Origin of the sequence: Lutispora thermophila DSM 19022 (genome assembly GCF_900142105.1) — a bacterium.
Taxonomy (GTDB): domain Bacteria; phylum Bacillota; class Clostridia; order Lutisporales; family Lutisporaceae; genus Lutispora; species Lutispora thermophila.
In genome coordinates, this window is sequence record NZ_FQZS01000008.1 from 97,040 (window position 1) to 120,520 (window position 23,481).

Here is a 23,481-nt window from a genome sequence, read left to right on the forward strand (position 1 = left end):
AAGGAGAATGAAATGATCAGTATAGGAATCGATATAGGATCTGTATGTGCAAAAGCTGCTGCCTATGATGGGGAAAAAATGCATCTACTAATGCAGCCTACAGGATGGAATCTGAAAAAGACGGGAGAAGAGCTTTATAAAAAGATTCTAGACATAAGCGGTGGAAAGGAAAAGGATGTAGTTGAAATAGTAGGGACAGGTTATGGAAGAGTATCCATACCTTTTGCATCCAAAAAGATTACAGAGATAACTTGCCATGCCAAGGGTGCAATGTATCTAAATCCAAAAACCAGGACAATTATCGATGTGGGAGGGCAGGACAGCAAGGTAATATCTATTGATGACAAAGGCAATGTTCTGGAATTTATAATGAATGATAAATGTGCCGCAGGCACCGGTAGATTTCTTCAAGTAATGGCCCATGTACTGGAGGTAGAAGTAGACGAATTAGAGCATTTAGCCGCTCAATCTGCACCAAGGGATATAAACAGCATGTGTGCAGTATTTGCAGAAAGCGAAGTCATAAGCCTTCTGGCTGCCGGGGCTACAAAAGAATCTATTGCTTCAGGCATACTACATTCCATATCCAATAAGATTGCACATATAGCTAACAGAGTTAAAATAAGAGATTCGGTATTTTTTACTGGTGGGGTGTCCAAAAATGAGCAGATCAGGAGCATTCTTGAGAAGAAGCTGAAATGCACCATATATACCCAGGAAGAAGCGCAGTATGCTGGAGCTATAGGAGCCGCTTTGTTAGGCTATGATATGAAAAGTTAAATAGAAGATAGCATATTGAATAAGCCGGTTAAGGTAACATTTGTTACTTTTTCCGGCTTATTTTTGTGGTAGAATAAATTATAATAAAACATAAGTGCTAAAATTCGACAATTACCATCAAATGTAATTGAAGTCATCGATGAAAAAGGATTATAATATAAAATATTCATTAATAATACTTACTACAACAAAGATATTTTAGATTGGAGATAATATGAAAAAATACATGGCAGTTAAATCGAAGTTTTGGATTGGACATGCTGTAGCAGTTATTTGGACTACTTTCTCCATAATTGTATCTCTACATTGGATTTCTGATTTGGGTCAACTGGTATCACTGCCTGTTGCTGTTTTTATTATTGCTGGAATAAGCTATCTGCCTGGCTATATAAATGCTTTTATGGTTGTAAGCCTGCTTTTGGACCGGCAGCCTTCCTTTAAGGTATCTGATCCGGATATTCCAATAACAATAATAATTGCATGCCATAATGAGAAGGAAAATATAGGTTCTGCTCTTGAATATATTAAGCAGCAGGATTATGGGGGAATAATAAAAGTTATAGTGGTTGACAATAATTCCAGCGATGAAACTGCAAAAATAGCAATGGAATTTGCAGAAAAGCTTTCATTGCCGATACAGATTCTCAGAGAATCTAAACCAGGGAAGAATCATGCATTGAATAAAGCATTGGATTATGTTGATACAGAATATGTGATAACTTTGGATGCAGATACTATACTTCACAAATCTGCAGTAAGATATCTGGTATCAAGGATAAAATCAGCCCCCAAGGGAGTCTGTGCTGTGGCGGGAGCTGTTTTGGTGAGAAACAGCCGTCAGAATTTTATAGCCAGGATACAAGAATGGGATTATTTTTTAGGCATCGCCAGCATAAAAAGACTTCAAGGGCTATATCAGGGTACCTTGGTAGCCCAGGGTGCCTTCTCGTTGTATGAAACCAGAGTAATCAAGGCGTTGAATGGCTGGCCTGACGCCATAGGAGAAGATATTGTTCTTACATGGAACTTTTTAAAGAACAATTCAATGGTATATTTCGAACCATTGGCAGTGGCTTTTACAGAAGTGCCTGTTACTCTGAAACACCTGTCCAGGCAAAGAAGCCGTTGGGCCAGAGGAATGATAGAGGCTTTGAAACTGATTAAACCATGGAAACAGCCAATAATGTATGTAAAATACATGACAGGTATAAACTTTATAATGCCCTATCTTGATTTCATATACACCTTTTGTTGGATCCCAGGGCTTGTTTTGGCTTTCTTCGGCAAGTTTTGGATAGTTGGGCCCTATACTTTATTTGTTCTTCCCCTGTGTATGATACAAAATGGCATATTGTATAATTATCAAAAAAGAGTTTTTAAAAGGCTTGGTCTTAAGATAAGGAAGAACAAGTTAGGTTTTGTATTCTATGTATTATTCTATCAAATGCTTATGAGTCCCATGTCCATACTAGGCTACATTCAGGAAATATTAAATCTGAGCCGAGTATGGAAATAAACAAAAAGTTTAGGAATTATTTATGCATTGATGCTTGAAATGAAGAAGCAAAAGTGATAATATTTATGCAACAGCTGACTGCGGATTATATTAAATCTGTATATAAAGGAAAAGGGGTCCTTACTATGATTTATGCAGTTGTAGCAAAACTTAATAACCACATACACCATCATAGGAAGGGTGCTTGCAGCTGAGAATCAATTCGCAGGTGCAAGCACTGGTTGTGCTTGCACCTGCGATGGTGTAGATATGATGAGAGCCATGCAGGTTAAAAATCTGTATGGCTCTTAATTTTTTATGAAAATATTCTGAGGAGGGAAAAGTATGGAACTAAAACTAAGAAACCTTAAGGGAACCAAAGATTATTTGCCGGAAGAGCAATATATTCGAAACAAGATAAGAAAGACTTTAGAGAATACCTTTGAGAAATATGGTTATCTGCCGCTGGAGACTCCTATTCTCAACTACTATGATGTGATGGCGTCAAAATATGCGGGAGGGGCAGAAATACTCAAGGAAGTATACAAATTGTCAGACCAGGGAGGTAGAGAAATTGCTCTCCGCTATGACCTTACAGTTCCTTTTGCAAAGGTAGTAGGAATGAATCCCAACCTAAGACTACCATTTAAAAGGTATGAGATAGGGAAAGTTTTCAGGGACGGTCCGGTGAAAACAGGCAGAAACCGTGAATTTACCCAATGCGATGTGGATATGGTAGGGGTTAAATCTGTCATGGCAGAAGCGGAGTATATTGCCATGGCAGTAGAAGTTTTTGACAAGCTTGGCTTGGATGTTTATGTTTCATATAATAATCGCAAGCTTCTGTCAGGAATAATCATGAGCGCTGATGTGGAGGAGACAAGGGTAAATGATGTGATACTATCCTTGGATAAGATTGAGAAGATTGGAGAGGATGGAGTCTGTCAGGAACTCATAGAAAAGGGTATTGACGATGAAGTTATAGACAATCTGCTTTCTATATTGAAGCTGGGAACTGATAATCCTCTGAAATATTTCAAAAACAACTGCAGCAATGAAGCAATGGCTGAAGGTGTTAAAGAATTGGAGGAGCTTGGAGCCTATCTTGATGCTATGGGCATAACATCAAAGACAAGATTGAATCCTTTTCTGGCAAGGGGCTTGGATATTTATACCGGTACAGTATTTGAGATATTTCTCAGTGACGGAAGCATAACCTCCAGCCTCGGGGGTGGCGGAAGGTATGATCGCATAATTGGAGGATTTCTGAACAATGGCATTGAATATCCAGCAGTAGGCATATCCTTTGGCCTTGATGTCATTTATACTGCTATGTCAATGCAAAACAAAGAAAATTTCAAATCACCCATTGACTTTTATCTCATACCCATGGGAACTGAAATAGAGACAATGAAACTGGCCCAGAAGCTCAGGACAAATGGATTTTATGTAGATGTTGAGATGACAGGCAGGAAGCTTAGAAAGAGCCTTGATTATGCCAATAAAGAGCGAATTCCTTATGTAATCATCATGGGAGAAGAGGAAATAAAAGCCCAAACCGTTAAGTTGAAGAATATGGGAAGCGGTGAAGAGGAAACAATAGCTGTAGAAGAATTGATAGATTACCTGAAGAGCAAAATATGAGACATCGGGGACGGTTTTTTCTGTTTCATTTTCAAAATGAGCAGGAAGAACCGTCATCGATGTCTCACTACCGGTATTTTAACAACTTAAATTAATATCTGCAAACACTATGCCATTTATTTGCCCCTCTGAATATATAGGGGTAGATACTGTGATATTGTAGTTATAAGTTATAGTGGATATGTACTCTTTACTTACATACTGCTTGCCTTTTATAGCTTCTTGGAAATAGGGGCGGGAAGAGCATTGTCTATCTAACTCGGTGTCTGGAATATCTATGCTGGAATCGGTAATCCAACCATTTTTATTGACCACTGCAATGAATTCAACATATTTAAGGGAGCATTGCTTTTCCATAAGATAATCTTGCAATTCTTTTCCACTAAGATTTTTTACTTCAGCAGATTGAGCTATTTCTTCAATCAATTTCTTAGTGGTGTCAATCTTGCTTTGTATTTCATCAGTAATCTTAAAGCCTGCAGCAAAGTTCTCTATTATGTTATTGCCTCGCTGGATTGCATTATTAAGAGTATTAATAGAATTATACATGGTTTCTATTATTGATAATTGCTCTTGAGTTGATGCTGTAATTTCTTCGGAGATTGCAGCATTTTGCTGTGCGGTTTCATTTATCGATTCTATTTCGTCTCTAATATTAACTATGCTCTCTTTTTGCTCTGCAGTCAGCTTTACAATTGCCTCTGCAGCTTTCATATTTTCATTTACGGCTTCATTTATTGCATCTGACTGATCAAGAGCTTTATTGGCAAATGCGACATTGTTTTTTATTACATGGGTTTGAACTTCTAGATTTGAGGTTAATGCATCTATTTTTCCTATTATGGCATCAATCAATCCTTTTATCTTTTTTGCATATGATGATGAATCATCTGCAAGCTTGCTTATTTCACCTGCTACTACGGCAAAACCCATTCCTGTTTCGCCGGCTCTTGCTGCTTCTATGGATGCATTCAAAGCTAAAAGGTGAGTTTGAGAAGCTATGGCTTCTACGGCTTCCGTAATGGTTGATATCTGCCTTATGGATTTATCCAACTCTTTCATATCATTAACTACTTTGTCATTGTAGTCTTTAATCTCTCCTACTTTACTAAATGCTTCACGAAGAATATCGAAGCTTTCTTCCACAATGTTTCTTGAGTCTCTGGCTACTTTTAGAGATAGGTCCGCATTTCTAAAAATCTCTTGTACATTATTAGTGAATGATTCCATGCTATCATTGACTCTTTGTATAGATGCAGCTTGGTCATATACTGCCTGAGAGATGTTTTGGGTTGTAGAAGCTATCTCACTTGCTGCGATTTTCAAGTTTTCCGAATGTGTCTTAATGGATTTGGATTCTTTATTCGTTATTTCAGAAGAATTACAATATTCTCCCAGCAAATGTCTGGTTTTTACTAAATACTCATTTATCTTGTCAGCAAGTTCATTAATAATTTTTATTCTGGATTTTTTGATATTTATGTTAAGCTGCCCATTGACAATCTCAGTCAAATTTCTATGTATAAATTTAATAGATCTGTTTATTGTAAAAATAGAAATCATTTTTGATAGAATCAATGCAGCAATAAAAACTGTCAAATAAATGATATTATTTCTAATAGCTATGGCAGCAAAACCTAATACAATACTAAATCCCATATAGATCCACATTAACTTATCCATACTATTACCCCCAAAAATGAAAACTCGATAAAAATATAACAATGATAGATAAATATGTCAATGTTTAGTATGCGGAGATAAATTAGTTTAGATATCAAATAATTGGTATAATCTGAGACATGGGGAACGGTTCTCAGTGTCTCATGATGATTAATATTGGAATGAAGCGAACATATATGTTATATTTAAAATGTAAATATGCATTATAGGAGGTACATATGGTTATACAATATAAAGAACATAAACCGGATATTCATGAAAGCTGCTTTATAGCGGAAAATGCTACAGTAATAGGCAGAGTGAAGATAAATAAGAACTCCAGCATATGGTTTGGAACAGTCGTAAGAGGAGACACCAGTGATATAACTATAGGAGAGAATACAAATATACAGGATAATTGCACAATTCATGTTAACTATGGTCAACCTACAGTAATCGGAGACAATGTTACTGTGGGGCATGGAGCCATAATACATGCTTGCACCATAGGCAACAATGTTCTTGTTGGAATGGGAGCCACTGTGTTAGATGGAGCTGAAATTGGTGATAATGTGATAATAGGAGCAGGAGCTTTGGTTCCTCCAAATAAGAAAATACCTTCCAACTCAATGGTTATGGGAATGCCTGCTAAAATAATCAGAGAGCTGAATGAAGAAGACAGAGCCGGTATTACAGCTTCTGCACAGCACTATGTGGAATTGGCAAGGGACTATAAATAGACTGCAAAATCATTATATAATTTCAGATATGATTAATTGACTATTGATTTCAAGGGGCTTTGCTATGGATCAAAACAATGTTGTGAAACTAACTAGGGAACGGTCAGAGGATGGATAACCTCCATGGAAAACTTAAGAGGTTAGGTATTAAATGTGATGATAAAGATTAATAAAGTATCATGCTCTTTACATAATTAACACCATAGGACAAACATTGTACCAAAATGCGTACTTTGGTCGTTTTTTATAATGCTAGGAAAGTATAAATCTTAGTTTATACTTTACGTATAAGCATTTCAAGAAAGGTTTCCTTGCTCCATGGCATACCATCAGACAAAGTTGTGGATATGAAAAGGACTCAAAGGAATAAGTATATTCTTATTGGTTAAGAAGCAAAAATTAAGAAATAAAAGGATATATTATATTTAGAGATGTATATCCTTTTATTTCTATATCTTTTTTATTAAATTGATTTACCGCAGGGCAGACAGCTTTCATAAGTTGCTTTTTCCTGCTTCTTGTCGATTTCTGAAGCACTGTAAAGCCGATAACCACCGGATAGATTAAGAGTGTCATATCCATTTTGGTCCAAAATCCTTTGGGCAATATAACCTCTTAACCCAATCTGACATATTATATAAATTTTCTTGCTTTTGTCCAGTTCAGTTAAACGTTCCCTTAATTCATCAAGAGGAATATGGAAAGAACCTTCAATATGTCCCTTGGCAAATTCCTCGTCGATACGAACATCCAATATGATTGCATCCTTTGGAATGGAAGGAACATCTTCGATATAGAAAGGTTTCATCTTTCCTTCCAGCACATTCCCTGCCACATATCCTGCCATGTTTACCGGGTCCTTGGCTGAAGAAAATGGCGGAGCATAAGCAAGTTCCATCTCCTGAAGGTCATAAACGGTTAATCCGAAACGGACTGCATTTGCCAGGGTATCTATTCGTTTATCCACGCCCTGGTATCCTACTATCTGGGCACCTAGAATTTTCCCGTTATCTGGGGCAAAAAGCAGTTTTATAGACATCATTTGACTGTCGGGATAGTATGTGGCGTGGGAGGCAGAATAGGTGAATATTTTTTTATAAGAAATTCCGTTGCGTATTAGAGATTCTTCTTTCTCTCCTGTGACTGCAACAGTCATTTCAAATAGTTTCATGATGGAAGTGCCTTGACTGCCCTTATAGCCTATTTTTTTGCCACAAATGTTATCGGCAACAATCCTTCCCTGCTTGTTTGCGGGGGAGGCCAATGGAATTATCACTTGCTTGTTGCTGATAATATTTTTTACACTTACAGCGTCGCCCAAAGCGTAAATATCCGGGGCTGAGGTCTCCATATATTCATTGACAAGTATTTCCCCTCGTTCACCAAGCTCAATGCCGCTGTTTTTTAAAAATTCAGTTTCTGGAGAAACTCCGACGCTCATAATGATCATATCCGCAGGAATTTCCATGCCGTTGTGAAGAATCAACGAAGTGGCTGTACATCCTATAGCTTTGCTATTAAGATAGAGTTTAATTCCTTTTGTGCGGATATAATTGTGGATGTCATGAGCCACATCCATGTCAATAGGTGCAATCACATGGGATGCAGCTTCCACTATGCTGACATCCAATCCTATTTTATATAGATTTTCTGCCATCTCCAGACCTATGAAACCTCCGCCGATTACTACGCAGTTCTTAGGATGATTTTGCTCTACAAAATTTTTGATTGCATAAGTATCGGGTATGTTTCTTAGCGTAAATATGTGATTTAGTTCCATATCTTTCATATGAGGTATAATAGGCTTGGCACCTGGAGAAAGTACCAGTTTGTCGTAACTTTCCACGTAAGTTTCACCTGTTGAATGATTTTTAACAATAACCCTTTTTAAATTGCAGTCAACTGATATTACTTCACTATTCACACGAATGTCTATATTAAACCGTTTGCTGAATTTTTCAGGTGTTTGAATAATTAGTTTTTTCTTATCGGTTATTACATCTCCTATATAATAGGGTAATCCGCAGTTGGCAAATGATATGTATTCGCCTTTTTCAAACAAAATTATATCAGCTTTTTCATCATTTCTCCTTAGACGTGCAGCAGTGCTTGCTCCTCCTGCTACACCTCCGACAATAAGTATTTTCATAGCATTATTCCTCTCCTATTGCATATTAAAGATAGTGTGGAGTCCTGTAGGTTAGAACTTCACATCCCTCTGGGGTAATGAGAATCATGTCCTCAATGTTGAAGCCACCTATGCCGCTAATGTAGCATGGTACTTCTATACATAAAATCATGCCCGCTTCTAAAGGACGAGTTTCTTTTGCATTGATAAAAGGCGCTTCAGCAGTTTGTGGTCCCATGCTGATGCTATGTCCAAGATGCCCTCTGTGGTAACAACTGTACTTTTCCTTCACATGATTAAAGCCGATATTAAAAAGTTCGTTAATTGGAAGACCCGGCTTTGCAGCTTCGATCATTTTTCGCTGACTTTCATAAAGCCTGTCTTTAAGGGCGGAAAGGGCAGGGTGTTTATTGCCTATTATCCAGGATCTGGAGGTATCGGTGGTATAAAAGTCAAATTCGGCATTTACACCTCCGTCGAATTTAAATATGTCTCCATCCTTTATGATTCTATCTGACGGCAAGCAAAGCCTCGAGCTATTAGTTCCTGTATTAAACATACTCCAGGAACTCGGAGTGCAAATACCTGAAGCCATTACATGCTTGCGATATTCATGGGCAACCTGCTTCTCAGAAGCTCCTATGTTTACAAATTGGCAGGCATGATATAATGCTTCGTCTTGAATACGAGTCAAGGTGCGAAACATCTCGATTTCTTCTTCGGTTTTTATGCTCCTGGCTAAGATAAATAGATCGGAAATATTTACAAAGTTTGCTTCAGGAAATTTTTCTCTTAGAATGTTGTAATAATTAAAGGATAGAAAATCAAGTTCAATTCCGATGGTTTTATTCCCTAGATCCAAATCTTTTACTGTCTTTATAAGAACATCAATGGAGGTTTCAAAGGAGTCGGGACGCTCCTTTTCCTTAGTGGATACGATTTCTTCCCATTCCCGGACACCTACCCATGTATCATATTTTTTTACTACAAAATCTTGCATTTTTTCCTTTAATGCAGGCACTTCGAAATCCATTGCGATTACATGGCTTTTTTCAGAATCAGAATTTGTCATAACTACGGAAGAAAACATGGGTTGACGAGAGACAGTGTGCTGATGACTGGCAAAGCCTGTTGTATAGTGAAAGTTTTCAGGCGAGGATACGATGGCGCCATCAATTCCGTTTTTTCGCAATAATTCTTTAATTTTATTTTGCTTAGGTAACAAATAAAACATCCCCTTTTGAATATTGATTATAGGGAGAATGCATTTATTATCAGGACATTCTCCCTTTCATTGTATCAATGTATCATATGTTTATCCTAAATTATAGAAAAGTGGCGCACCGGGACCTAGAGGCAATCCCAACATATACCAGATCATAAACAGGGCGGTCCATCCTATTAAGAAGAAAATTGAGTAGGGCAGCATAGTGGAGATTACACTACCGATCCCTGCTTTTTTATCATACTTTTGAAAGAATGCCACTGTCAGTACAAAGAAGGGCATTAATGGAGCGATAATATTTGTACAGGAGTCTCCTATTCTATAAGCAACTTGTGTAAGCTCAGGGGAAAATCCTAATTGCATAAACATAGGCACAAATATGGGAGCCATTATTGCCCATTTTGCAGAGTCTACTGCTATAAAAATATTTATGAAAGCTGTTAGGACAATGAAACATATAATTAAAGGAAGTCCCACGAATCCGACGGATTTCAAGAAGTTGGCGCCGGATACGGATATAATGGTACCTAAATTTGAGTAGTTAAAGCAAGCTGTGAATTGCGCTGCAAAGAAAATAAGCACCATAAAACTTGAAAGACCTGAAATTGCTTTGTTCATCAATGCAACAACATCTTTATCATTCTTGATTACTTTCGCGCCGATACCATAAAAAATACCTGGAATCAAGAACAGAAGCATCATAAAGAATATAATGCCACTCATAAATGGAGATTTAAGGATGCTGCCGGTTTGCGGATCTCTTAGAAGTCCGTTCTCTGGCAAGATTAAAATCAACATTATAATAACATAGACAAGTGCGGAGATTCCGGCAAATTTCATTCCTCTTTTCTCGTCAGCAGAAATATCATTGACGGTTTCATTGCTTTCAAAATTATAGGGTGATAGACGGGGTTCGATAATTTTTTCTGTTACTAATGTGCCTATTATAGTAATTACAAATGTAGAAATAAACATGAAATACCAGTTAGCCACAGGCATTACTGTGTAGTTAGGGTCAATCATCTGAGCTGCCTGTGTAGACATACCGGCAAACATGGGGTCGTTGGTACCGATCAGCAAGTTTGCGCTCCATCCGCCGGAAACTCCTGCAAATGCTGCGGCAAGGCCTGCAATAGGGTGTCTTTTGAATGCCATGAATAAAATTGCCCCCAGTGGAACCAATACAACATAACCTGTTGAAGATGCGATGTTAGACATGATTCCCAGAAATACAACCACTGCGGTTACTGCCCTTTTTGGAGTTATGGCTACAACCTTTTTTAACAAGGCTGCCATAAATCCGGTTCCATCAGCTACACCGACGCCAAGTATGATGGTAAATACGGTACCGAGGGCAAAAAAGCTTGTAAAGTTATTTACCACGGTTGTCACCATATGGCGGATGCTGTCTGGAGAAAGCAGATTAACAGCGGCTACAGTTATTTCTTCTATTTTTCCTGTTGCGGAGTTATAGCCTTTATAAGTGACTGATACTCCAGCTTTAGCGCAGATGAAGGATACGACAATGGTAATCAATGTTAGAACTACAAACAAGGTTGCGGGATCAGGCAACGCATTTCCCACTTTTTCTACACCGTCCAGTGCTCGCATGATAAAACCTTTTTTCTTGTTTTCATTTGATGTTTCTGGTTTGGACATTATTTCTTCCTCCTTTTGATTTTGGATTTTATTGAGAAATTGTAATAATCACTGTCATTTTATAAGTCTGTTTACAGCAATGTTCAGATTGTCCATAGCTTTTTCTAAAATATATCTCGGGCATGCAACATTCAATCTCATAAATCCATTCTTTGCACCAAAGCTTCTGCCGTCATTGAGCCCTAGATGGGCTTCGTTTACCATGAAGCTTACAAGTTCATCTCCATTTAAACCTAAATCACGGCAATCCAGCCACATGAGATAAGTACTTTCCGGAAGATAGGTCTTTATTTGTGGAATGTTTTTCTCGCAATATTCTTTTACATAAATCATGTTGCCCTCAATATGGGTAAGGAGTTGTTCCAACCATTCTTCCCCGTAATTATAAGCCGCTTCTACTGCAACAAGGCTGAAGCAATTGTTTCTGGTAATATCCATGCGCTTCCAAAATCTTTCGAATTTTTCCTTGACTTCCTTGTTTGGGAAAACTGTGGTAGAGGCTTGCAATCCTGCCAGATTAAAGGTCTTTGTAGCCGAGATGAACGTGATGGTGTTATTGGCGAATTCCTCTGAGATGGAGGCAAATGGGATATGTTTGTTGCCCCATAACATTAAGTCTGAATGAATCTCATCAGAAACCACCATAACATTATATTTAAGACACAACTCACCTATTTTTACAAGCTCTTCTCTAGTCCATACTCTACCTACAGGATTATGAGGGTTACAGAGTATAAACAACTTTGGATGCTGTTTAAGTTTTTCTTCGAAATCATCAAAATCCACTGAGTAATGATAGTTTTCTTCTTTGAGCTCGCTGGTAAGAGCTATACGACCCCAGTTTTCAACTGAATCAAAGAACTCAGAGTATACAGGCGTCATAAATAGTATTTTATCATTTTCTTCACTAAACTCTTTGATGGCGGTACATAAAGCAGGCACAACTCCTAGATTAAAACCAACTAGGTTTCTGTCGATTTGCCAGTTGTTTCGTCTTTTTTGCCAATTGCAGATTGCTTCAAAATAGGAATCTGGGCGAGATGTATAACCGAAAATGCCCTGTTTTGCTCTTTCTTGAATGGCATCAATTATTGGCTGAGCAACCTTAAGATCCATATCAGCGATCCAAAGAGGAATTATATCACCTCTACCAAATTTGCTTTTTACTTCATCATATTTTGCTGAAAAATTTTTGCTGCGATCAATGGGTTCGTTAAAATTGTACTTCATTTAAGATTCATCCTTTCATCAAATATTTGACATTATACTCAAGATGCAAAAAGGATGCCAAATGCAAATTGGCAGGGATTGTGAGTTTCCCTGCCAGACAACTCAAAAAATTTCTGAGATAATTATTAAGAGAAAGATATCCAATGAAGTATTAAATGGTTAAAAATCATAAAACTTTAACCATATTAGCCATTTATCCCAATTGCTCAAGAAAACGAATACCTTTTTTTGTTATCTTGCTGCCACCTCGCCCTTTTGAGATTTTTACAAGTTTAAAGCTGTCCATTTGTAAAAGCAATCCTCGCACCTCTTGCTCTGTTAGAAGAATGCCTTGTCTTTCGGCTTGTTTTGAAATAGCTTTGCGACCTATGGATGTACCGTTTTTAGATGCTTCATAAAGTTGTGATAGGATGAAACGATAATCTTCTTCACGGCTGCCTATGGTCTTCAAAATTAATTGAAAATCGGCCTTTTCCTTTTCATCCATATTGTCCTTGTTTAATGAAGAAGTATTATTTTTTAGAGCAGGAGGAAGATCATCATACTCCACTACCGGAATATTCATGTAGGTAAGATATTCTACATAATTGTGCAACTCTCGTACATTGCCGCTCCAATTGTGCTTCATAAAGATGTCTTCTGCTTCCTTGGAAAGAACAAATTTACCTCCCAGATCAGATTTTATTTTATTCAATAACAATAAAATATCATCACCTCTTTCTCTTAAAGGAGGCAATTCGATGGGGAGGGTATTAAGCCTGTAATATAAATCTTTGCGAAATGTACCGTTTTCTACTAGTTTCATGAGATTTTCGTTGGTTGCTGCAATAATACGTACATCAACGCTGATAATTTTGTTGCCACCTACCCGCAACACCTCTTTTTCTTGTATCACACGAAGGAGCTTTACCTGTAAATCTGCACTCATTCCTTCAATTTCATCCAGAAACAATGTTCCTTTATGGGCAAATTCAAAAAGTCCCAACTTGCCGCCTTTTTTTGCGCCAGTGAAGGCGCCTTCCTCGTAGCCAAACAATTCGCTTTCCAGCAGGTTGTCCGGAATGGCTGCACAGTTAATAGCTACAAATGGATAATCTCTTCTGGGAGAATGATTGTGAATGGCGTGGGCAAAAAGCTCTTTTCCTGTACCGCTTTCTCCCGTAATCAAAATTGAACCATTGGTTGCAGCCATCTTTTTGGCTATATCGATGGCCTTTTTTATAGGGGGACTGTTTCCTGTGATATCGCTGAATACGTACTTAGCTTTGTGACCTTTGTTCAAAAGTTGCATTCTCAGTTTGTGCTGGGTATATTCTTCGTCCGTAAAACGTTTTAGCAAGGCAAAAGCGCCTATATATTTATTTCCTCTTATGACTGGTGTTATTGTGAGACTGATATCTGTATCCATGACTTTAATCAGGCGGGATTTAATTTCATATAAATTCTTGCGACATTCCTCAAAAGGGATAAAGGGAAGAACTTCTTTTGCCGGTTTGTTCATTACCAAGTTCTTTTTTATGCCTAGGATCTCTTCTACTTTAGGATTATAGGCGAATATGCGGTCTTCATCATTTATTGCTATAATTCCTTCGTCGAGGATGTTTATTAGAATCTCAAATTGGCTTTCCAATCTTATAGAACGGCCGAACAGGAGATCGAAGTTGTAGCTGTTATCCGCTATAGAATTGAAATAATCTCTAAACTTGTTTTGCTCCAAAAAATATTCTAAATTAAGTTTTAAAGCGATTTCTACAATGGTTGCGGCATCTAATACTCTGGGTCCGATATCCATAATTCTGGTGACGAAGGAAGGTACATATCTTTTTTCTCCGGGAGTGATTGCAAAATCTAGTTTTGGGAACTCCTCCATATCAGGATATACAGGGACAAATTCAATATTGTTTACACCCAACTGGTTAAGGCGCGTTACTCCCTCGATGGCCATTTTGCTGCTAAGGTTTACGAACATGGCTTTAGTTCCTTTTGGCAGGGATAATAACTCCTTTAAACTTTGTTTGGTAAAAGTGACTCGAATTTCTACTATGTTCCCGTCCAAGGGGATATATTTGTTGATATCTTCAATGCTATCAAAGGCATCTGTGGAAACCACATATAAATCGGCTTTTCGAATAGAACGGGCGGTACCGTCTTGAATGTTATAAGTATCTATTTTAATAATGTCACCGAACAAATCTTTTAACTGCAATGCATAAAAGTATACTGCTTGAGAATCCAGAGTGATAAGGGCTATCTGTTTTTGCATAAGAATCTTCCTTTCTACGATATAGGGTGACTTTAAACTTACTATTATTATTTGATGTATAAATACTCATGTCAAGCATAACCGGATATTGTTCTAAGATATTGGCATTAATTTTGCTTTTATTTGAATCTAGATCTTATTATCTAGAAGAAAGGTTGTGTAAGTATGCCGAATTTCTTAGAAAGCGCCAATCAAATAAAAGAAGAACTGATTTCCAATCGCAGGTTTTTGCATCAAATACCTGAGATTGGAAGTGATTTGCCTAAGACCACTGACTTTGTAAAGAAAAAATTGACTGAAATTGGTGTTGAACCGAAAGAAATATGTAAAAGTGGAGTTACTGCCACCATAGGTGGAAAAAAAGGAGGAAAAGTTTTTTTATTACGTGCAGATATGGATGCTCTTCCGATGATAGAAGACAGCGGGTTGGAATTTTCATCATCCAATGGCTGTGCACATGCTTGTGGACATGATATCCATACAGCAATGCTATTAGGTGCGGCAAAAATATTAAAAAAGTATGAAGGAGAGCTTGAAGGCACTGTAAAATTGATGTTTCAACCAGGCGAAGAAAAACTGGAGGGGGCCAATGCCATGTTGGAGGCAGGCATTCTGGAGAATCCAAAGGTGGATGCAGCTATGGCACTCCATGTATTTCCTGGTGATTTGCATGTGGGAATGATATATTGGGGTACAGGTCCTATTCTGGCCTCGTCTGATCTGTTTCGTATAACTGTCACCGGTAAAGGGGGACATGGTGCAATACCTCAGGATGCAGTTGATCCTATTAATGTTGCCGCCCATATTCATATAGCTCTGCAAGAGGTTCTCGCCAGAGAAATTAATCCCCAGGAGCCTGTGGTAATAACCATTGGGTCCTTTAACGGAGGAGATGCCTACAATATTATTCCGGAAACAGTTGTTATGAAAGGAAGTATTCGAACTTTCTCAGAAGATGTAAGGGACTTTGTTAAAAAACGTCTGACGGAAATTGCGGATCTAACGGCGAAGGCCTATCGTGCCGAGTGTAGGGTGGAATATGTGAGCGGCATTGCACCAACTGTCAATAATGAGATCCTAGCATTGGAATTAAGAGGATATATGAGCGAGATTGCAGATCAGTTGATTCCATTTCCCAAACAAATGGGTTCTGAAGACTTTGCATTGATTACACAAGCCGTTCCATCTGTATTTTTCGGTATAGGGGCTGGTGGCGAGGATCCCCAGTATCATAAGGGTGGTTCTCACAATCCTAAAGTAATATTTAATGAAGACGTTCTTCCTCTTGGCGCAGCGTTGTTTTCGCATTGTGCCTATAGTTGGTTGAAAAATCATCGATAAACCCAATTTAGAATATCTTTACAAAATGAAGCGCTCTTTGAATAAGCATCAGCTTACATCAAGAGTGCTTAAATATTATAAGAATTTTGCAGATTATATATAAATATAGAGATAATATATAAACTGGGATAGAAGATGAACTACATATTGGTTAAGATTAGGAAATGTTAATAAGAGTTGTGAGCATATAGTTTAATAAAGCTAAATAGACATCCTTATGCCGATATATTATACTAATAATTAGAAATTTGAATATCGGGTGATGCTATGACCAAGCTGGAAAGGATAATAAAGGATAAAGAATTTATATTTGAAAGTCTTCATGATGGTATATCCATAATAGATCACAGAGGCATCGTTGTCTATGTAAACAACTCCAATACCAGGATAACCAGGAAGGACAAAAGCTATTTCATAGGCAAGCATGTGCAGGATGTGGTGCCTGATTCTGGTATGCTTGGAGTATTGGAAACAGGGAAAAAGTTGGTAGACATAACTACCCATGTATATGACGCCACCGTCATATCCAATATAGTACCAATATTGGATGGTGAACGGATCATTGGCGTCATATCCATATTCAGAGATATAACCGAGATTAAGAAACTCAACGATAAGTTGGAGTATGCCAATACTACCATAAAACAGCTTTATGAAAAGCTGCATGAAGTAAATGAGAATAAAAGCGACCTGGTGGTAGGAAAGAGCCAGGCCATGAAGGAAGTAATGAAATATGCCTTAAAAGCTGGCATGGTTGACTCAAACCTTCTCATAGAGGGAGAAAGCGGAACAGGAAAAGAAGTATTGGCTAGATTTGTGCACAAGAACAGTCCACGAAAGGGCAAGCCTTTTTTGGTGGTCAATTGCGCTTCCATACCCTTTAATCTTCTTGAGAGTGAACTTTTTGGCTATGAGGAAGGTGCCTTTACGGGCGCAAGAAAAGGAGGACATCCCGGCTTTTTTGAGATGGCTGCCGGCGGAACACTTTTGCTGGATGAAATAGGCGATATGGATATTGCTCTTCAATCTAAAATACTGAGAGTCATTCAAAACAAAGAGATAATAAAGGTTGGAGGCAATAAGATAATTCCTGTGGATGTGCGAATTATAGCAGCAACCCACAAGGATCTCAGATCGCTGGTGGCTTCGGGGAAGTTCAGGGAAGATTTGTATTACAGGCTTGAAGTCATAAAGATATATATTCCGCCTTTGAGAGAGAGGAAGGAAGATATTATATATTATATAGACAACATGCTCGGCAAGATGGGCAAAAAAATAGGAAGAGATGTGAGGATGGGAGAAGACGCCCTGAAGATACTCAATAGTTATGATTATCCAGGAAATATAAGGGAACTGGAAAACATAATCGAAAGGGCTGTGGTAATGGATGAAGACGGAATCATTTCCAAAAAGGATCTTCCTCTCTATGTAACTGAGCAAGCTCCAAAAGGCAGCAGTCAGCTTAGTTTGCAATATCAGGACCACTTCCCTACCATGGAAGAAGTGGAAGCCGATGTCATAAGAAAGGCTCTGGATAAATATAAAAGCAAATCGAAGGCAGCGGATGTCTTGAATATATCAAGAGCGGCTTTGTATAGGAAAATGAAGAATTTTGATATAAAATAATGCTTTAAAAAACCAATATTATAAATTTAGGCCATTATCTGTCTAAATATGGTGTTTTATGTATCTGTGTGATAAAATATGTAATAGCAATACTATATTGGAGGTGACTACTATGAACATCTCAAAGCTGTTAAAATTCATGGGATTCATATTTATTATTCTATCTCTGCTAAACGGTGGAAGCATATACTACTTTAACACAGCAATTGAAAAAGAACGATTTGCAGTAGACAGACAAGCAGAAATACAGAGACTGGCAACGGCATTAATCGATAGTGCAGAGGAAAAAACTGATGCAGCCAGGGCTTATGTTCAATATGGATTTGAAATAAGTTATGGAAACTATATGACAGAAGTAAATGAAGCAAAAACCGGAGAAAAGATACTAAATAGATTGAAGGAATTGGATATTTCTAAGGATAGTATGAAGCACTTGGAAAGTGCAATGTCAGTATATAACACGCTTACTGATACAGAAATGAGAGCCATAGAGATGTATAAAAACGGGGAAAAGGATATGGCTCTGGCTTTAGTTACTGGATCTTCCTACGATGCAACCAAAACCACCTTGAATAACTATTTAAAGTTATTTGAAAATAAAATAAATGAAGAAGCTAAAGCCTACACATCACAAATAATGGTTAAAACGGACTATCTATTCGCAATAATTGTTGTAACCTCGTCATTACTCGTAGCATTCGTACTATTCACTTTTGTCATTTTAAGCAGGAAAATCTCCAGGCTTACCGATATATCAAATAAAATGACAGAGCTATCAAATAACGAAGGTGATTTGACCTCCCAATTGCAGATTAAGAGCAAGGATGAGGTAGGTAAAATAGGAACTGCCTTTAATAAGATGGTCTCAAATCTTAGAAGCTTGATTTCAGAAGTAAATGACACAACTGAGTTGGTTGCCAGTGAAACTAAGAAGCTTGAAGCTACAATCATGGAAGTTTCTACAAGAATGAAAGGTATAAATCAATCAGTGGAAGAAATAACAGGAGGAGCAGAGGAATTAAGTGCTACCACTGAGGAAGTCAATGCTTTTATAGAAGAAATATCAAGTGCTGCAATCCAGCTTGAAACTAGAGCAGAAGAAGCAAGAAAATCTTCGCAGGAAATTCATGAAAGAGCTGTCGCTATAAAAAATGAATCCGCTAATGCCATGGAAAGAGGCAATGTTCTTTATGAAGAGAAATATGATGTAATCGAAAAAGCTATACAGCAAGGGCAGGTAGTTGATGAAGTAAGGATAATGGCTGATTCTATAGGGGATATTGCGGCTCAAACCAATCTTTTGGCATTAAATGCGGCCATAGAAGCCGCACGGGTAGGAGAAGCAGGAAAAGGTTTTGCGGTAGTTGCTGATGAAGTGAGGAAGCTTGCTGAGCAGTCAAGCGAAGCCGTAAGTAAAATACATAGTGTTGTAGAGAAAGTAGAAGCGGCTTTCAAAAATCTCTCCGTGGGTTCAAGTGAACTTCTTGAATTCTTATCCAATGAAATGAAACCAAGCTACCAACTGTTGATGAATACAGGTGATCAGTATAGCAAAGATGCAGAGTTTATAAATAAGATGGCTGACGAGATACTATCTGCTGTAAGAACAATGAGAGAATCTATAGAACAGGTTAGTGGTTCCATACAAAATGTATCCGCTATTGCTGAGGAATCAGCGGCAGGAACCGAAGAGATATACGGTACTGTAAGCGAAAGTGTTGAAGAAGTAGAGGGTTTAGTAAAGTCTGCCAAAGAGCAGCAGGAAATGGCTTTAAAGCTAAAAGAATTAATAAGCCGATTCAAAATTTAAAAAGTGTAACAAAAAGACACATAATTCACGATTTGAAGAATTATGTGTCTTTTTCTGAAACAGTTAAAAAATGTATATGTATCATAATGATACAATTTGCTTTAATGTTTAATGCATCAATGTTATAGACATATCTCTAGACGGCTGGTTCAAACATGTTCATAGGAGCATGTGCAAGAATTTACCTGGCATACTCTTTGCAATAAACATAAATAAGTATAATTAAAAGGAGGTAAAAAAATGAGAAAACCGGAACCTTTCAAAATTAAGATGGTAGAACCTATAAAACTTATTTCGAGAGAAGAAAGAATCAAGGCTTTAGAGAGGGCAGGATACAACCCCTTTTCATTAAGATCCGACGATATATTCATAGATTTATTGACTGACAGTGGTACAGGTGCCATGAGCGACAGGCAGTGGGCTGGAATAATGATGGGAGACGAATCCTATGCAGGTAGCAGAAGCTTCTTCAGATTAGAAGCAGCAGCTCAGGATATATTCGGCTACAAATATATCATACCTGCCCATCAAGGAAGAGGTGCTGAGCAGATATTCTTCCCGCAGTTGATTAAGAAGGGCCAGGATGTATTGGGTAACATGCACTTTGATACTACCATGGCTCATATCGAACTGGCTGGAGGACGTGCAGTTAATCTTATACACGAAAGAGCATTCGATACAACAACACCCTATCCTTTCAAGGGAGACTTTGACCTGGAAAAATTAGAAGACTATATCAAAAACAGAGGAGCAGAGAATATTGCATTCCTGATCATAACAGTTACATGCAACAGTGCCGGAGGCCAACCTGTATCCATGGCCAATATTAAGGCAGTAAGTGAAATATGCAAAAAATACGGCATAAGAGTATTCATAGATGCTGCTAGATATGCTGAAAACGCTTATTTCATAAAGACAAGAGAAAAGGGATATGAAAACAAGTCCATAAAAGAAATAGTTCGCGAAATGTTCTCTTACGCAGAGGGCTTCACTATGAGCGCAAAGAAGGATGCTATAGTAAATATAGGCGGACTTGTTGGTATCAAAGATGACGAAGAACTTTATTTAAACACCAGATCTACAGTAGTTCCCTATGAAGGATTCCCGACTTATGGCGGGTTGTCAGGAAGGGATTTGGAGGCTATGGCAATAGGATTATATGAAGGTATAGATGAAGCCTATCTGGAATACAGAATAAGCCAGGTAGAATATCTCGGAAAGAGGCTTATGGATGGTGGAGTGCCAATTCAGACACCTCCAGGAGGTCATGCTGTATTCGTAGATGCCAAGAAATTCTTGCCGCATATTCCATATTATCAGTTCCCGGCTCAGGCTTTGGCAAATGCTTTATATATAGAAAGCGGAATAAGAGCTGTAGAAATAGGTTCCTTCCTGCTGGGAAGAGATCCTGAGACAGGAGAGCAGAGAGAGGCAGATATGGAGCTCATGAGGCTTACAATACCAAGAAGAGTATACACCAACAGCCATATGGACTATATAGCTGATTCTCTCATAGCATTGTTGGATAGAGCATCGGAAATAAAAGGCGTTGAAATAGAATATGAGCCAAGGGTATTGAGACACTTTACAGCAAGACTAAGACCGGTAAAATAGTAAGTCTTGTACATTAACGGAAAACAGGTTACTGGAATTATTCAGTAACCTGTTTTTACTGTATTTTTACTATTCGTTAATCTATAAAAATAACTAATAGTAAAAAATAATTAAAATTAAAAACTATATGTAGAAATATACCTGTATAGATATATAATAGTAATTGGAGGTGGTTGGGTGGATGATATAGATATTAGAATATTGAGGATACTAGAGAAAGAAGGAAGAATAACTCACGAAGAGTTATCCAAGAGGCTTAACTTATCCAGACCTGCAATTCATCAAAGAGTTGTAAAGCTGGAGCAGGCAGGGGTCATAAAAGGGTATAGGACAGACATAGAATGGAGTAAAGCAGGACAGCCCCTTAGAGCTTTGGTGTTCATAAACGTAAAAACTTCTGATTTTAATGGCCTTATGGATGAAATAGTGAACATAAAGGTTAAGGGTCTGGATATTGAAGAATGTTTAAGGATTACCGGACAGTGGTGCGTCATGTTGAGAATAAGAGCAGAAGAGACATCCCAAATCACTTTACTGCATGATGAGGTTTTGAAAATTCAGGGCGTCATAGAGACCTTTACTATGTTGATTCTTTCGGAAAAATGAAATTATAGAATCGGGAGGTATTAAAGTATGATTAACTCAATATCGAAAATATGGGGATTTGAAAATGAAAAGGTTCTTGATTATATGCCAGGAAGCAAGGAAAGGATGGAGCTAAAAAGGGCTCTTCAATCTTTAAAGGAAGAAGTGCTGGAAATACCTTTGATAATCGGCGGCAAAGAAGTAAGAACCGGAAACATGGGTCAATGCATAATACCTCATAATAACAAAAAGGTAATCGCAAGATATCATATGGCTGGAGAAGCTGAAGTAAAAATGGCTATCCAATCGGCTTTGGAAGCAAAAAGAGAGTGGGAAAAGCTTCACTGGGAGCACAGGGTGGCAATATTCATGAAGGCGGCAGAATTAGCTTCCACTTCCTGGCGGGCAAGGATTAATGCTGCCACAATGCTTTGTCAGGGCAAGACCTTTATTCAGGCTGAGATAGATTCGGCTTGTGAAATGATAGACTTTTTAAGATATAATGCCCGATGCATTTATGAAATATATAGCGAACAGCCTATGTCTGCAAAAGGCACTTGGAACAGGATGGAATACAGACCTCTTGAAGGATTTGTATTTGCCGTATCTCCCTTTAATTTTACTGCCATAGGCTGCAACCTGGCTACCGCACCGGCCATATGTGGTAATGTGGTACTATGGAAGCCTTCTTCCGACGCAGTATATTCATCTTACATGGTATTTAAGCTTCTTCAGGAAGCAGGCCTTCCTGATGGAGTAATTAACTTTATCCCCGGCAGTGGAGGAATTATTGGAAATATGGTGTTGTCACATGAGAGCTTGGCAGGAGTTCATTATACCGGTTCTACAGAGGTTTTCAGGACTATGTGGAAGAATGTTGCCAATAATCTGGATAAGTACAGGACATTCCCTAGACTGGTTGGCGAGACAGGAGGCAAAGATTACATATTTGCTCATAATTCTGCCAATATTGATGCATTGGTTGCATCCATGATCAGAGGAGCTTTTGAGTACCAGGGACAAAAATGCTCAGCTGCTTCCAGAGCCTATATACCAAGGAGCATCTGGCCGGAAGTTAAGGAAAAACTTGTGAGAGATATAAAGACAATAAAAGTGGGCGATGTAGAAGATTTCGGCAACTTCATGGGAGCAGTAATAAATCAAAAAGCCTTTAATACCATAAAAGGATACATAGATTATGCAAAAGAATCCAATGAAGCAGAAATCATTATTGGTGGCAATTGTGATGATTCAGTAGGTTATTTTGTGGAACCTACGGTTATAGCCACCACAAATCCATACTTCAAAACCATGGTGGAGGAAATATTCGGTCCTGTTATTACGGTTTATGTATATGAAGACGAAGATTTTGAAGATATAATAAAGATATGTGATAAAACTTCTCCATATGGTTTAACGGGTGCAATATTTGCAAGAGACAGATATGCAATTGCAAAACTTGAGGAGGAATTAACCCACAATGCTGGTAACTTCTATATAAACGACAAGCCTACGGGTGCTGTGGTGGGACAACAGCCCTTTGGAGGAGCCAGAGCATCAGGAACCAACGATAAGGCAGGCAGCAAGTATAATCTGCTTCGTTGGATGAGTCCGAGAACTATTAAGGAAAATCTCAATTGCGTAACTGATTATAGATATCCGAGCAATATGGAATAATG

16 protein-coding genes are annotated in these 23,481 nt (G+C 38.0%); 10 read left to right on the forward strand and 6 right to left on the reverse strand.

Features of this window, described 5'->3' with window-relative positions:
- The first annotated feature begins 12 nt into the window (after nt 1–12).
- From BUB48_RS07125 to BUB48_RS07135, 3 genes are all read left to right on the forward strand, one after another.
- Nucleotides 13–780, forward strand: coding sequence for an acyl-CoA dehydratase activase (locus BUB48_RS07125; protein WP_073025557.1), 768 nt, complete (start codon nt 13–15; stop codon nt 778–780).
- Nucleotides 781–994: 214 nt separating this feature from the next.
- Entirely contained in the window at nt 995–2,296 is a 1,302-nt protein-coding gene (locus BUB48_RS07130; protein WP_073025558.1) for a glycosyltransferase family 2 protein, read from the forward strand.
- A gap of 324 nt (nt 2,297–2,620) precedes the next feature.
- A complete protein-coding gene (locus tag BUB48_RS07135) occupies nt 2,621–3,919 on the forward strand; it encodes a histidine--tRNA ligase (RefSeq protein WP_073025559.1) in 1,299 nt (432 codons plus the stop codon).
- Nucleotides 3,920–3,997: 78 nt separating this feature from the next.
- On the opposite strand, the gene BUB48_RS07140 is transcribed toward BUB48_RS07135, so the two are convergent.
- The gene (locus BUB48_RS07140) at nt 3,998–5,602 is read right to left on the reverse strand and encodes a methyl-accepting chemotaxis protein (protein ID WP_073025560.1); all 1,605 of its coding nucleotides are present in this window, start codon (nt 5,600–5,602) and stop codon (nt 3,998–4,000) included.
- 218 nt (nt 5,603–5,820) lie between these two features.
- On the opposite strand from BUB48_RS07140, the gene BUB48_RS07145 reads away from it, so the two are divergent.
- Nucleotides 5,821–6,321 carry a gamma carbonic anhydrase family protein gene (locus BUB48_RS07145; protein WP_073025561.1) on the forward strand — a complete coding sequence of 167 codons (501 nt, stop codon included), beginning with the start codon at nt 5,821–5,823 and terminating at the stop codon, nt 6,319–6,321.
- Nucleotides 6,322–6,784: 463 nt separating this feature from the next.
- Here BUB48_RS07145 and BUB48_RS07150 read toward each other — a convergent pair whose 3' ends face one another.
- The 5 genes from BUB48_RS07150 to BUB48_RS07170 form a co-directional block, all read right to left on the reverse strand.
- Entirely contained in the window at nt 6,785–8,470 is a 1,686-nt protein-coding gene (locus BUB48_RS07150; RefSeq protein WP_073025562.1) for a CoA-disulfide reductase, read from the reverse strand.
- Nucleotides 8,471–8,495: 25 nt separating this feature from the next.
- Nucleotides 8,496–9,683: a M24 family metallopeptidase gene (locus tag BUB48_RS07155; protein ID WP_408631043.1), complete on the reverse strand. Its 1,188-nt coding sequence runs from the start codon at nt 9,681–9,683 to the stop codon at nt 8,496–8,498.
- An 81-nt stretch (nt 9,684–9,764) separates the two neighbouring features.
- On the reverse strand, nt 9,765–11,333 hold the full coding sequence (locus BUB48_RS07160) for an AbgT family transporter (protein WP_073025564.1): 1,569 nt from the start codon (nt 11,331–11,333) through the stop codon (nt 9,765–9,767).
- Nucleotides 11,334–11,387: 54 nt separating this feature from the next.
- A complete protein-coding gene (locus BUB48_RS07165; protein WP_073025565.1) occupies nt 11,388–12,563 on the reverse strand; it encodes a MalY/PatB family protein in 1,176 nt (391 codons plus the stop codon).
- A 193-nt stretch (nt 12,564–12,756) separates the two neighbouring features.
- A complete protein-coding gene (locus BUB48_RS07170; RefSeq protein WP_073025566.1) occupies nt 12,757–14,826 on the reverse strand; it encodes a sigma-54 interaction domain-containing protein in 2,070 nt (689 codons plus the stop codon).
- A 165-nt stretch (nt 14,827–14,991) separates the two neighbouring features.
- On the opposite strand from BUB48_RS07170, the gene BUB48_RS07175 reads away from it, so the two are divergent.
- The 6 genes from BUB48_RS07175 to pruA all read left to right on the forward strand — a co-directional run bounded on the left by BUB48_RS07175 (nt 14,992) and on the right by pruA (nt 23,479).
- Nucleotides 14,992–16,167: a M20 metallopeptidase family protein gene (locus tag BUB48_RS07175; RefSeq protein ID WP_073025567.1), complete on the forward strand. Its 1,176-nt coding sequence runs from the start codon at nt 14,992–14,994 to the stop codon at nt 16,165–16,167.
- A 267-nt stretch (nt 16,168–16,434) separates the two neighbouring features.
- Nucleotides 16,435–17,793 (forward strand): sigma-54 interaction domain-containing protein, encoded by a 1,359-nt coding sequence (locus BUB48_RS07180; RefSeq protein WP_073025568.1) that lies wholly within the window; start codon nt 16,435–16,437, stop codon nt 17,791–17,793.
- 112 nt (nt 17,794–17,905) lie between these two features.
- On the forward strand, nt 17,906–19,603 hold the full coding sequence (locus BUB48_RS07185) for a methyl-accepting chemotaxis protein (protein WP_073025569.1): 1,698 nt from the start codon (nt 17,906–17,908) through the stop codon (nt 19,601–19,603).
- A 240-nt stretch (nt 19,604–19,843) separates the two neighbouring features.
- Nucleotides 19,844–21,217, forward strand: coding sequence for a tryptophanase (locus BUB48_RS07190; RefSeq protein WP_073025570.1), 1,374 nt, complete (start codon nt 19,844–19,846; stop codon nt 21,215–21,217).
- Between the two features lie 177 nt (nt 21,218–21,394).
- A complete protein-coding gene (locus BUB48_RS07195) occupies nt 21,395–21,823 on the forward strand; it encodes an Lrp/AsnC family transcriptional regulator (RefSeq protein WP_073025571.1) in 429 nt (142 codons plus the stop codon).
- A 27-nt stretch (nt 21,824–21,850) separates the two neighbouring features.
- Nucleotides 21,851–23,479: an L-glutamate gamma-semialdehyde dehydrogenase gene (gene pruA, locus BUB48_RS07200; protein WP_073025572.1), complete on the forward strand. Its 1,629-nt coding sequence runs from the start codon at nt 21,851–21,853 to the stop codon at nt 23,477–23,479.
- Nucleotides 23,480–23,481: the final 2 nt, after the last annotated feature.